Annotated in this window: 8 protein-coding genes; 7 read left to right on the top strand and 1 reads right to left on the bottom strand. The window is 40.4% G+C overall.

The window, feature by feature from the left end; genetic code table 11:
• The first annotated feature begins 27 nt into the window (after positions 1–27).
• On the top strand, positions 28–1344 hold the full coding sequence (gene rodA, locus NWP22_RS07445; RefSeq protein WP_271732721.1) for a rod shape-determining protein RodA: 1317 nt from the start codon (positions 28–30) through the stop codon (positions 1342–1344).
• A 10-nt stretch (positions 1345–1354) separates the two neighbouring features.
• Here rodA and NWP22_RS07440 read toward each other — a convergent pair whose 3' ends face one another.
• Positions 1355–2398, bottom strand: a complete 1044-nt coding sequence (locus NWP22_RS07440) for a mechanosensitive ion channel family protein (protein ID WP_271732719.1) — start codon at positions 2396–2398, stop codon at positions 1355–1357.
• 74 nt (positions 2399–2472) lie between these two features.
• Between NWP22_RS07440 and NWP22_RS07435 the strand changes: the two genes are divergently transcribed.
• From NWP22_RS07435 to NWP22_RS07410, 6 genes are all read left to right on the top strand, one after another.
• The gene (locus NWP22_RS07435; protein WP_271732717.1) at positions 2473–3390 is read left to right on the top strand and encodes a histone deacetylase family protein; all 918 of its coding nucleotides are present in this window, start codon (positions 2473–2475) and stop codon (positions 3388–3390) included.
• A gap of 90 nt (positions 3391–3480) precedes the next feature.
• Positions 3481–7674 (top strand): DEAD/DEAH box helicase, encoded by a 4194-nt coding sequence (locus NWP22_RS07430; protein ID WP_271732716.1) that lies wholly within the window; start codon positions 3481–3483, stop codon positions 7672–7674.
• Positions 7652–9448: a phospholipase D-like domain-containing protein gene (locus NWP22_RS07425; protein ID WP_271732715.1), complete on the top strand. Its 1797-nt coding sequence runs from the start codon at positions 7652–7654 to the stop codon at positions 9446–9448. The genes NWP22_RS07430 and NWP22_RS07425 overlap by 23 nt, the downstream gene beginning before the upstream one ends.
• 155 nt (positions 9449–9603) lie before the next feature.
• Entirely contained in the window at positions 9604–10743 is a 1140-nt protein-coding gene (gene gshA / locus NWP22_RS07420) for a glutamate--cysteine ligase (RefSeq protein ID WP_271732714.1), read from the top strand.
• A 229-nt stretch (positions 10744–10972) separates the two neighbouring features.
• Positions 10973–11434 carry a tRNA (cytidine(34)-2'-O)-methyltransferase gene (locus NWP22_RS07415; protein ID WP_271732713.1) on the top strand — a complete coding sequence of 154 codons (462 nt, stop codon included), beginning with the start codon at positions 10973–10975 and terminating at the stop codon, positions 11432–11434.
• 776 nt (positions 11435–12210) lie between these two features.
• On the top strand, positions 12211–13762 hold a 1552-nt coding region (locus NWP22_RS07410; protein ID WP_280801690.1), incomplete at its 3' end, for a LysM peptidoglycan-binding domain-containing protein.

Below are 13762 nucleotides of genomic sequence, written 5' to 3'. Positions count from 1 at the left end.
TCAATATTAAATATTATAAATTTACACATGATCTTCAAACGTTTTATCCCCCAAATTCGCCGGCAACATTGGCTGAATTCCTGGCAGCAAATCGATTGGATGCTATTTTGGCTAACTATTGGCATGAGTACATTTGGTGGCTTAATGATATTGAGTACGGAACTAACGCAACCAGTGACCGACTGGTTCTGGCACTGGTTGGTAGCAGGCATTGGCGTTGTGATAGCCTTGTTTTTAGCTCGTAGCCGTTATGAAAATCTGATTCAGTGGCATTGGGTAACATACGCACTCACAAATCTCAGTCTGATCGCGGTCATGATCATTGGTACCAGCGCGAAAGGAGCGCAGCGATGGATTAGCATTGGTGGGTTTAACGTCCAGCCTTCGGAATTTGCCAAAATCGGGCTGATTATCACCTTAGCGGCTGTATTACACAAGCGCACAGCTTCCACCCTGGAAAGTGTATTTCGGACTTTGGCAATTACTGCTATTCCTTGGGGATTAGTATTTTTACAGCCAGATTTGGCCACATCTTTGGTGTTTGGTGCCATCGTCTTAGGAATGCTGTACTGGGCAAATGCTCATCCTGGCTGGCTGGTGCTGATGATTTCGCCGATAATTTCTGCTATTCTGTTTAGTATAAATTGGCCTTTGTCAGAGCCAGTAAATGTATTTAACATATTATCTTTCGGAGTTTTAGGGTTAGTTTGGGTAGTGGCTATGGGTATTGTAGGGTGGTATACTCTCCCCTGGCGGAAATCTGCCCTCAATGCTATTGGGGCCTCAGCCCTCAACTTGTTAGGTGGTGAATTGGGAGTTTTTGTCTGGGAGCATATATTGAGGGATTATCAGAAAAACCGCCTAACTGTATTTCTCAGACCTGGACACGATATTTTTGGAGTTGGCTATCATCAACACCAGTCTCGCATCGCTATAGGTGCTGGTGAAGTTTGGGGATGGGGTTTGTTTAAAGGTCCGATGACACAACTAAATTTTGTTCCCGAACAACATACAGACTTTATTTTCTCCGCCGTGGGGGAAGAACTGGGTTTTGTGGGTTGTTTAGTGGTGCTTTTCGTCTTCTGTTTGATCTGCTTTCGCCTATTACGTATAGCTGAAACTGCTAAAGATAACTTTGGTTCATTGTTAGCTATTGGGGTTTTGTCAATGATATTATTTCAGCTAATTGTTAACATAGGGATGACTGTTGGTTTAGCCCCTGTAGCAGGAATTCCCCTACCTTGGATGAGTTACGGACGTTCGGCTATGTTGACGAATTTCATTGCTTTGGGTTTAGTGCAGTCGGTAGCTAATTTTCGACAACGAAAAAAGTATTATTTTTGATGGCGGTGAATTAGTTTACATCAAGATTTGAATTTTCAGATCCCTGATTATGGAAATAAACCTCTCTGACAGGAAAGGGGATTTGGATTCCTTCTTGTTGATAACGTTTATGTAATTTCTTAATTAGTAAGTGTCTCGCAATGCGCTGGTCAAAATATTCATTTACCCGCATAGATAATTTAAAATCTATACTAAAATCATTAAAGGTATGAAATCTAATAATAGGTTCATTTTCTATTAACTCTGGGGCAATTTCTGCCATCACTTCTTTGGCTACTTCTACAGTCACTATTTCTACTTTTTCTAAATCACTTTCGTAACCGACACCGATATCCATGATTAAAGTAATTGCCTTAGCTGGTAGGTGATAGTTAGTAAAAATCGCTGATGCTAGGCGAGAATTAGGAACAACAATAATATTATTTTTAATCTCTTTAATAGTTGTATTCCGCCAATTGATATCTGTAACATAACCTTCATATCCATCATCTAATTTCAGATAATCTCCAGTTCTCACTTGCTTAGAGATAATCAGATAAAAACCAGAAAATAAATTAGCCAATGTATCTTGGAGCGCCAAACCAACGGCTAAACCACCAACTCCTAAAGTTGTAACTATGGGTGTAATTTGCACACCTATAGTTTGCAGGAGGATGAGTATTCCCAAGATGAAAACACCAATCTTAGCTAAATTAGAAATTAAAGATGCAGGTACTCCTGCTGTTCTCTGTATGAATAAATTTACAAAACCAGCAGTCAATCTAGCTAAGACTAAGGTGACTGAGTAAAGTAATAAAATGGTAATTATTTTTTGCAGGATAATTTTAATATCATTGTTGATATTCAGGGAAGAATACAAAAAAGCCCCTGAGAAACCTGCTAGCAAAAACCAAAAAAATGTCATGCGGTGTAAAGCTGTAAATATGATTTCACCGCCTGGTATCTGCTTTTCAAGAACAAATTCTCTGAGTTTTTTAAAAAAAACTTTTTCACCAATCAACCCAGCCATCCAGCCAAGGAGAATAAATACTATTGGTACAATCCATTGCTGCATAATTAATTTAGAGTTTTATATTTTTGCTAAATTCTAGCTTGTCTATTTGCCTGATTTACTGGTAATTTTAGATTATGGAACTGCCAATTATTTACCATCCAGATTATATTACATCATTACCACCAGGGCATCGCTTCCCGATGTCCAAGTTCCGACAACTGTATGAATTGCTGTTAGCTGACGGTGTAGCGCAAACAGCACAATTTCACACACCATTACCCCCACCCCGCGAGTTAATTAAGTTGGTTCATACTCCAGAATATGTTCAAGCTTACTGCGAGGGAACACTAGAACCGAAAGCACAGCGTCGTATTGGGTTACCTTGGAGTCCAGCACTGGTAAATCGTACTTGCGTCGCGGTTGGTGGTACAATACTTACTGCCCAGATGGCACTGAGTCAGGGTTTAGCTTGTAATACAGCTGGTGGTACTCATCATGCTTTTCCTAGTTATGGTTCTGGTTTTTGTATTTTCAACGATTTAGCGATCGCTTGTCGAGTGTTACAAAAACTCGGACTTGTGCAAAAAGTTCTGATTGTGGATTTAGATGTGCATCAAGGGGATGGTACAGCTGTCATTTTCCAAACAGATGAGAGTGTGTTTACTTTCTCCATGCACTGTGAAGTTAATTTTCCTGGTACTAAACAAACCAGTGATTTGGATGTTCCCCTGAGGGTGGGAATGGAAGATGATGAATATTTACAAACTTTGGCGAATTATTTACCAGATTTGCTGTCCAACATTCGCCCTGATTTAGTATTATACGATGCAGGGGTAGATATTCATATCGGCGATCGCTTAGGAAAATTAGCCCTGAGTGATACGGGAATTTTCCGCCGGGAAATGCAGGTTTTAAGTACCTGCGTGGGTGCTGGTTATCCTGTAGCTTGTGTTATTGGAGGGGGTTACGCCGATGATATGAGGTCTCTGGTTTGGCGACACTCTTTGTTACATCGTGCTGCTACTCAGGTTTATCATCAGTATAGGCTATAAATTAGTTCCCCACCTTGGCGCAGTGGTTCTTTGTTTTTTCCCAGGTGCTAAACTATATTATCTCACACATCAGTAAATTCCACTGTATCTATGCCCACTTTTTCCCACAAGCAAAATTACCAAACCTGGAGCTATAAATGTGTTAATTCAGTGGCTCAAAATGAGATAATTGATTTACTGGGTGAGGAAGTTTGTCTGTTTTATGTGCGTCGTCAAGGTGCAGGAAAACATCAAGATGAGGAAATTTGGCAGTTAACAATTGCCACTGATAGAGATGATTTTCCCTTACCTAAACAGATGGAAAAGCAAGGTAAAACATTAAGTTTAATTGCAGCTATTTCCCAGGATGGAATAGGCGGTTTAAAAATTTTATCAATTCGGTTTTTGCCACTTTCCCGGGGACGGGCTGATGGTTACTCTGTTGCTTTTACCTTACGTTTGCTGTCTCATGCTCAACATCGTTTAGGTATTCCTAAACTTGCATTAGCACGCATGGAAAAAATGCCTATTTGCGGTGAGCATATACCCACAGAAGAACAGTTACAAGCCTGGAAAGCATTTTTACAAGTTGAGGAAAATATTGCTAAATCCCGTCAGTTTTGTGTGGCATTTGTCAGTAATAATTATGGGCGTAACAGCAGAGATATTACCTTTGAAGTAGATGTTACCTCGGCTACTCTCGATGGTGCTGAAGAAAATTATTTAAATGTCTCCAGTTTCTGGGAACGGGTAAAACGTTCCAAAAACCAAGAAGTTAAACTTGCGGAAACTGTTCCTATAGGGAAACTAACTTACAAAATTCCTCAACTAGGTACAATTGATCAAGTTGATGTGAAAAATTGTTTAATCAAAGTCAAATTAGAACGGGAAGTAGCGGAATATATCGCTACACAACGTTATCAAATACCAGTGAAGGGATTTTTATTTTTTGATGCTGCTGGTGATATTCAACAAGTTAGGCGCAAGAAGGAAGCTTTAGAACAATTAAAGCAGGGACACACTCAAAATCCTTACTTGGGTAACTTTTTATTCGATGCTTCCCAGTCCAGGTGTATTAAGAAAACCGTAGGACTGCAAGGGGATGATTTATTATTATCTTCTGCTAATGCTGGACAAAAAGCAGCTGTAGAGAAGGTCTTAGCAGCTGAAGATTTAGTTCTCATCCAAGGTCCCCCCGGTACTGGTAAAACTACTGTAATTGCAGAAATTTGTTATCAAATAGCCCGGCGGGGTGGACGTACTCTTATCGCTTCTCAAGCTAATTTAGCGGTGGATAATGCTCTGAGTCGATTAGTTCACAACCCAGTTATCCGCGCGGTGCGCAAAGGACGCGCCCACAAAGTGGGGGAAGAAGGACAGCCATTTTTAGAAGATCAAGTTATTGGTACATGGCTGGAAAATACGGCGAATGACTGTGAAAATAGTCTGGTTAAACGTCGGGAAAATGTGAAAATATTGGCTGAGTTGTTGTTAGCATTACCACAATTTACAGATTATTTACAGTTAGAAGAGGAACTAAATCAGCAACAAAATCAATTAAATCAGCAAAAGCAAATTTTAGCAGCAAGCTGTAGAAATATAGCAGACATTTATCAGGAAAGTTTATCTGAAAAAAATCAGCTACAATCCATTGGATTAGGCTTAGATTATGTACTCAAAAATGCGCCAAATATTAATTGGGAAGCACCAGAAGTTAAAAATTATTTACCACAGCTTCATTTATATACAGAAAATAATAGTTCGGTCGCTGATTTTTTGACCAATGTGGGTCAAGCTATCAAGTGGACTGATAAACTGGGTTTAGTCCGTCCTGCTCATGGTGCATTTGGTTTAGCATTTTGGTTGTGTGAAAATGTAGCTACTCAATTAGCTGATTTTAAAACAGCATTCCATTACGCCCAAGATATAATTGTGGCAATGTCGGAGGTTGTCACAGAAGTATCTCCGATTTCCCAATATTCTTCAACAGCCATTAATGAGCAGGAATTTCTAGCTAAACAGCAAAATTTACAGCAGACAATTCAAGGTTGGCAAAACCGCAAACGCGAGATTGATTATGTAATTGCAGCTGTTAAAGAATGGAAGTTTACAGCACCTATTGTATTATATCAAATAATTAAAGAATGCCAGCAGTCGGGACAAATATTAACGCCGGAATTGCTACAGTTACCACTGGGTTTGTTGCTGTTCGCCCAGCAGTTAAAGTTACCTATATTACCTCATAAATATCAGGTGAATTTGCCAGATTTGTCAGCTTTAGCAAAAGCCTTTATTTATGAAACGGATGGGGGCTTTGTTGATAGAATCGGTAAACGGCACAGTTTTAGTTACTTTGTAGAGCAAAGTTTTAGTCAAATTCCCATCATCCTATCTGGGAGCGATCGCACTCAATGGCGTAAAATATACGAAGAGTTTAGTAACTATCAACTCCTGAACCTACATCAGCGCCAATTACTGGTGGAAAACACCCAGTTGTTTTTGCTGAGAATGCAGTCAGTCTATGGTACAGTTTGGGAATTAAATCACCTCGACTCTACCCTGAAGCGGGTTAGTGAAGAATTACTCGCGGATATTCTCACCAATGCGCGTCAATGTGTCGCACGAGTTAAAACTGAAACTGAAAAACACCTGGAGTATCTCCAACAGCAACTAACTCAACTGGAGAGAACCACCCAAGAGCAAATATCCGCTACTTCATCTCAAATAAAAGTAGAACAGGTGATCAAGATTTTGCAGTTACTCAACCAACAGCAAAATGTCCCTGATAAATTACGCGGTTTGGTGACAGAATATCTGACAACACCATCAAAAATTTGGCAACATCCTCAAGAATTTGCTACTCATGTCAATACTGGGTTGGGTCATCTCCTCAATTTAGAAACTGTCATCAGTTCCATTCAACCTGTTGCAGTCTTGGAGGTAATTAAAAAATCTTTAGATGACAAAGTGCTAATTATACAACAACAAAACACACAGGCTCAACACAAACTGCAAGAAACCCAAAGCCAACTGGAAAAATTAAATCAACAACCCGAAATACAACCCACAGAAGATTTAATTTTATCCAGAAATTGGTGGAAACAGTTCTGGGAAACCATACCTGATAAATTTAAGCCAAAAAATCTTGATTTAGGCTTATTTGATCGGGAATTTTTACAGACTATCACAGCCCAGTTTGATGCTTGGCAAAACCAACTGAGTCAAGAAGAAACTTATCTCAACCGCTACCAAGATTTTACCCAAGATTGGATTGCTAAAGTCAAAAATCCCTCAGAGCGCGATCGCAACGACTTAAAACGCATTTACTTAGATAACGCTAACGTCGTCGGTATCACTTGTGTCCAAGCTGCAAATTACAACTTTACCCAAGAATTTAAAGCCTTTGATGTGGTCATCATCGATGAAGTCAGTAAATGTACCCCACCAGAGTTACTCATTCCAGCTTTAAAAGGCAAAAAGTTAGTCTTGGTAGGTGACCATCGCCAATTACCACCCATGCTTGATACTAGCACAGTAGCAGAAGTTGCTCAGTCACTGGGGAGCACAAAATCAGAACTGCAATTTTTAGAAGAATCATTATTTAAAATTCAGTTTGAAGCTGCTGACAAAAGCATTAAACAAATGTTGACTACCCAATATAGAATGCACCCCTCCATTATGGCAGCCATCAATCAATTTTATCAGGGTAAATTAGAATGTGGGCTTTTAGCACCTGACAGCCAACGCGCCCATAATTTGACAGGGGAAATTATCGACCAAAATCACCATCTTATCTGGGTAAACATTCCCAGGGATCTGGAATTCCAAGAAGAACGGGAAAATACTTCCTATTTTAATCCTCGCGAAGTAGATATAATTGAACGCCTGTGTCAGCAATTCGAGCATACTTGGGCTGCTAAAATCGCCAATGGTGCACCCAAGAAGGAAATTGCAGTCATTACATTCTATGGCGCACAACTGAAAAAAATTGAGCAACGTTTACAACCGGAACTATTTCCTTCTTTGGAAATTCGCACAGGGACAGTGGATAGATTTCAGGGAATGGAACGCCCTGTGGTCATTGTGAGTATGGTTCGGAATAATCATCAAGGTGATGTTGGTTTTGCGAATAAACCAGAACGGGTAAACGTAGCTTTTTCTCGCGCCCAAGAACTACTAGTAATTGTAGGTTGTCATGATTTATTTACCCGTCAAGGTGGAAAAGTTGGAGATATGTATTTAGATATTTCCCGTACTGTAAATCGTCAAGGAGGTTTCGTTGATGTTTCTAGGTGCTGCGGCTAAACCTATTGACAAAAAACTCATAAATTTAGTAGAGGAAATTACCGCCCAAAATCCTCACTTATCAGTTTTAGCAGCCCATGAATTTCGCTATAGTTTACATCAAACTCCTGTAGAAATATCTATCCAGGAACCCCGGGAATTTAATGTACTCGAAGAATTTATTATCCGTGCTGGAATTGAGTTTTCACCTCCACCCACAGAAGATGAATTAGCATCCATATTAGGACTTGACCCTATATTTGTCCGCAGTACCGCAGCCAATTTGCAAAGGTTGGAAACCTTATCCGCAACATCCCCCATTACAGTTACAAATCAAGGACGAACTTTTTACTCCCAAGGTTCTGTACCACAACCTGCATATCCTGTAGAAATATATGCTGTTTCCGATGCTTTGGAAGGAAAGCTGATATTTTCTACTGAACCCTGGGATGATGTCTCGTTAAATTTACCTGATTTAGCAGATTTTATCAAAATTGCCCGTAAAATTAATGATATACCTGCTTTAAGCATTGAAAAAATCCAGAAATGTATTCAGTTATCAGGTTTAGATTTTCATGTCCCAGAATTAGGTAAAATTGTTACTCACTGTAAAGTTTTAGCCCCAGCGCAAATTATCTGGAAAAGTATATCACTGTTTGTAATTTGCGATGCTGTCACACAAAAACTCAGTATCGAAATTAGAAGCGGTAAGCAAATTTCGGCATCAGCATCACAACGCATGGAAGTATTGCAAGGTAAAGGTAAAATACCGTATCTTGCTTTATGTCAATTATCCGATGAAGCCGTTAAGGAGCGTGAAGCTACTCTTAATTATAAAAATACTCAAATAGAATCTCGATTAGAAAAACTTACCCCAACAGCTTTAAACTTAGGCGATGGGGAAATTACTCCCACTTTTCGGGAAATTTTAAATTCTGCTAAACGGCAAATTATCATCTATTCTCCTTGTTTGAGTCAAGATATTATCAATAACGAATTTGTAACGCTGTTGCAAAAGTTGACTAATGATGGAGTACGGGTTTTAATCGCATATGGAATTTCACCAGCAGATGTTCTAGAAAAATTACGCTCTCTCAAAACACCTCACTGTTTATCATCTGTAAAACTTTTCTGTCTGGCTGATTCCCATGTCAAAGAGGTTATAGTTGATCAAGAAACTTATTTTTGTGGATTTTATGACTGGGTTTCTTGTGGTGGGGAATATTTACCACAGGGTGAGTCTGTTTATAAAGTCACTGCTCCCCAGCAAGTTGAGGAAGCATATCAGTTTCTGGTTGCTCGTTGCCAAAATCATGCACAAACTCAATGGGGTATAGCTTTAGAAAACCGTGATTTGCAATTAGCTGTAGAGTCTTTGTCTGTGTGGGGTTTCCTAGGTATGCAAAATATCGCACTCAGGGAGATAAAAAAAAGCAACTGGTTGGAACTTCTGCCAGAGTGGTTAAATATTGTAATTACAGATTTAAATTCAAAGAATTTACTAAATGATTCTATAGCTTCGGCGCTTTCCCTGTTGAATCAGCTTTCTGGGGAGGAAACCTTTATGGAATCCTTACAGCAGGGATGGTGTAAAACCATCAAGACCATAGCATATTATCAACCGGAAACCGCTTTAAACTTACTCAGTAATCAAGTATGGACTGATTTTATCCGCCTGAATATTGCTCAGGAGGATGACTCACCCGACAGGTTCATTATACCACAAAATTTACCGCATCAGAAGAAACAATCAGTCTCACGCCCTGGGGTTAAGTCGAAAAATTCCCGAAAATAGGCATTAAACAGCCTCTGCATTGTTTATAATCGCTGTCTTTGTGCTTCCTGAGATTATTATTAAATATTTGTAAATTATAAGTTAACTTAAATGTAGATGCAAAAATTCGTCTAATTCGATACAATTCTTACATTAGGAGAGGCGAGGAGAACAAAGTGGTCTTATTAAAAGGCTTTGAGATTGAGATGTATACTGGTACGCCTCAAGGTGAAATAGTCGGTCTCTCCGACAAAATTGTAGACTCTTTGGATGGATTTGTGCGGGAACCGGATAGCCGTAATGTGGAATACACCACCCAGCCATTGAGTGATTATGAGAAATTGTTGTGTGCTTTGCTGTGCCCCCGCCGCAATTTGCGCCGCTACCTGCATAAGTTGGGTAATTATACTCTAATTCCTGGTAGCACTTTATCCTTGGGCGGCAGCGATCGCTTTTTTCGTTCCAACCCCAATAACCCATATCATGAATACATTGAAAATACCTACGGGACAAAAGTAGTTACTGCCAGCGTTCATATTAATATCGGCATCAGTGACCCTGATGTATTAATGCGGGCTTGTCGGCTCATTCGTTTAGAAGCCCCTTTATTCCTGGCTTTAAGCGCCTCGTCCCCCTTCCTGGATGGCAAGGCTACGGGTTATCATTCCACCCGTTGGGCTGTGTTTCCTCAAACTCCCGCCCATGTGCCCTTATTTACTAGTCATGTCCATCATATTGAATGGATGGAAGCACAAATAGCTGCGGGAACTATGCAAAATGTCCGGCATTTGTGGACATCAGTTAGACCAAATGGCGATGATCGTCCTTATGACTTGAATCGTTTGGAATTACGTATTTGTGACTTAGTTACCGACCCCATTGCTTTGCTAGCCATTAGTGCTTTGCTGGAAGCGCGTTTGTTACAGTTAATGGCAAACCCCGAACTCGACCCGTTAACCCAAAGTAGTTTTTCCCCCGAAGAATTGCTGACTATCACCGCCAGCAACGAAGCAGCTGCAGCTAGTGCTAGTCTTGATGCTCAATTACACCATTGGCAAGACGGTAGACCTATCCTTGCCAGAGACTGGATTAACCAATTATATCAAGAAGTTTGGGGGATGGCTAAAGAACATGGTTTTAGCTGTTTCTTATCTCCTGTGCAGAAAATTCTCCGCGCCGGGAACGAAGCCCAACAATGGTTACAACTGCACGCAGTGGGTTTTGACTCTCAGCGTGTCCTGACTCAAGCTATTGTCGCCACTGAAGAACGGGAAGTTGAATTAGAAAACAAATTATGTTCGCCCCTGGTAGCTTAATGGTTCCGTCTTCATCCTGAAGGTAGATTTGGACAGAGAAACCCCAGAATTATTTTCTCTCCCCAAGATTCTTGGTGTCTGGGGTTTTAGGGAATTTGTTTTTTGTTTAAAAAAATTCATATCGAGGTGTTACTGAAGATTTATTAGAAAAACCTATGAATCGACTCTATCTAATGATAGACTTATAAGGATTTCAGTATAGAGGTATACAAAAAATAGTTTACAGACAATGCCCCAGATAGTTTTAGTTTATCCGCAAATACCACCAAATACAGGTAACATTGCCCGTACTTGTGCCGCCACGGGTACGGAATTACATTTAGTGGCTCCTTTAGGGTTTGAAATTAGCGATCGCTACCTCAAAAGAGCTGGTTTAGACTATTGGCCTTATGTCAAACTACACTATCACGAATCCCTAGCAGCCTTTCAATCCACACATCGACAACGTGGAGGCAGATGCTTAGGCTTCACTGTGCGAGGTAATTTTAATTATGCCAGCTTTCAATTTCAAGCCGATGATTGGTTGCTTTTTGGTAGCGAAACCACAGGGTTACCATCCACAGTGCTGTCAGATTGCGATGCGAAACTGTATATTCCAATGTCAGAGCCTCATGTTCGCAGCCTGAATCTTTCCGTCAGTGTCGCAGTCAGTTTGTTTGAAGCTCATCGTCAGTTGGGCTATTTACTCTGACAATCCTGATGCGATCGCAAATCTTGATCTCAGAGTGTAATTTATCCCCGCCAAACACACTCTGGGAAGATAAAAATATAGTTAAATTTTATACAAAAATCTCTTCAGGATAGTCTTAGTAATAAATACTCACCAAAATTAACATAGTTATATAAGAAATTTGTATATTGAATTCGCGAGTCTACGGAACTTATATTATAGATTTTGATGAAGACACAGGCAGCATGAGGAGGATCTCAAAGAAGCTCAAACCCTTTATGTTTATTGATTTGAGACATTTATGTGGGATAAGTAATTGCGAGGATTAGAAAAGTAGTTAGAAGTGTGTACGGTTGATTTTTAGGGACAAATTAACGTAAAGTCTCCTATTGATAAGGCGGATCGAGTAGAAAAACCTTGAATATATCTAGAACATAGGGCATAGCTTTTCCAAAAGTCCGAGCCTCTATATTGCTCAAGTCCACAATTGGCAGGGTGAACATATAATAAATATTCTTCACTAACTCCTAGCAAGGGTCACACAAGCAGTAAAGACAACGGTCAAAAGCAAAAGTTCTATGGTGTGTAGAAAAAAACTGGACAAGTGAGCACAGCAACTTTAAAGTTTTCGGTTCCATGTGTGAACTTGTCTAAATCAGAGAAGCAAGTTAATCTTGCGTAAGTATCTCTGGTGAGGTTGATCTTGATCTATCATTTCGATGTGATCTAAACCATTGACTAGTATCCGACTGAAAAATCGAGATCAGTTAAGCACTAGTGATCATAGGAGGTCGTCTTTGAAACGAGCATTGAAAAAAAGAGAAGAGGCTGTGCTGAAAAATACCCCCAGCAGTGATGATACCCCAGTGGAAAACATAGAAAACCTAAATACTTTAGTTCATCCCAAGGTTAACCGCCGGGTAGGTAAACAAGCGGCCATGATTGGTTTGGCCATCTCAATGGGAGCAACCAGCCTTTTGGTGACTCGACAAAGCGATGAAGCCCACGCAGCAGCTTCTGTAGGTAGCCAAAAAGTAACTTCAACAATTCCTGCTGCGTCTGACACCACGGTCAAATTTGCTTCCATAAAGCCGGAGACCCAAACAGTCGTCTCAGCAAGAATCCCCAAAAATTCTATCATCCTCGAACCAACAGCGATTTCACAGTTACCTGAACTGGAAGCTAGATTGCAAGTTACCGAGAGCGAAATGTCTGATCCGGTTCCTGTTTCTACATCCTGGAAGTCACAATCCCCAGCAGCACAGGAATTATCAACGGAGACAGCGAACCTCACAGGGGAACCACAACTACAAGTACTGGAAAACACAGATACCAGTGATGAAAATAATGATCAACTCAAGGCGCAGCAAGAATTTGCCCTAAATCGCTTACAAGAAAAATCGAACCGTTTAAGAAAGAGTCTGGCGGAGTTGCGGTCTGAGGAGACAAAAAATTTATCAAAAACTGACAGAGGTTCCACACAGCCGAAAGGGATAGCAAACGTAGAAGAGTTATCCACTGTCAATAATGACAATAACAAAGATTTATTATCCGAGTTTACACAAAGACCAGAAACAAATAAGTCGAACTCGCAAGGGTTAACAAAACCCCGGCAAATTCCAGCCTTGTCGGGTGATAGAAATTACGAAGTTAAACCTGGAGATACATTAGCAGCGATCGCCACTAGGTACAATATTTCCATTTCAGAACTAGTCCAGGCAAATAATCTGATCAATCCACACGATCTCAAAATTAGCCAAAGGCTGACTATTCCCGCCTCTGAGATTAAGAGCTTTAGAGCCATTCAGGTACCAACTGTACTTAACTCCAATAAGACCTATTCTAGTACTGCGCCCCAGCCAGCCAACTCCCCTGTCACCACCCCCAGTATCTACCCTAGTCTACCTGTTGCTTCATCACAGTTACCAGTATATACCAATAACGACAGTGTGAGTATACCCATACCAGTAATTGCCAATCAGCAGCAAAAAGTATATACAGATACGGAATTTACTAGTATTAATGCCGAGGGATTAGGTGGCGATATACCTATACCAACCATCTCCGAGCAAACGCAGCAGGCTCAAAAGTCCTCTGAGGAAGGGGCCAGCACAACAGATCATCAAGGTCTCCGTGGCTTACATGCGGACATCGAGAGATTAAGGCAAAGATACCGCAATCAAAAGTCTGGAAATGCCGATACCCTAGTGGCTACAGAACCAGAAAAAGCACCCACACCCATTCCTCAGGCTCAAACCAATAGCCTAGAAGCCGAGATCGAGAGATTAAGCGAACAATACCGCAATCAAAAGTCTGGGAATGCCGATACTCTAGTGGATACAGAACCAG

Source organism: Anabaenopsis tanganyikae CS-531, from assembly GCF_029891675.1.
GTDB lineage: Bacteria > Cyanobacteriota > Cyanobacteriia > Cyanobacteriales > Nostocaceae > Anabaenopsis > Anabaenopsis arnoldii.
This window is presented reverse-complemented; position numbering and strand designations above follow the sequence as displayed.

Bases quoted from the DNA above. Each gene is read 5' to 3' on its own strand.
- NWP22_RS07435 (WP_271732717.1), top strand. From the start codon at position 2,473: ATGGAACTGCCAATTATTTACCATCCAGATTATATTACATCATTACCA.
- NWP22_RS07440 (WP_271732719.1), bottom strand. From the start codon at position 2,398: ATGCAGCAATGGATTGTACCAATAGTATTTATTCTCCTTGGCTGGATG.
- NWP22_RS07430 (WP_271732716.1), top strand. From the start codon at position 3,481: ATGCCCACTTTTTCCCACAAGCAAAATTACCAAACCTGGAGCTATAAA.
- NWP22_RS07425 (WP_271732715.1), top strand. From the start codon at position 7,652: ATGTTTCTAGGTGCTGCGGCTAAACCTATTGACAAAAAACTCATAAAT.
- rodA (WP_271732721.1), top strand. From the start codon at position 28: ATGATCTTCAAACGTTTTATCCCCCAAATTCGCCGGCAACATTGGCTG.
- NWP22_RS07415 (WP_271732713.1), top strand. From the start codon at position 10,973: ATGCCCCAGATAGTTTTAGTTTATCCGCAAATACCACCAAATACAGGT.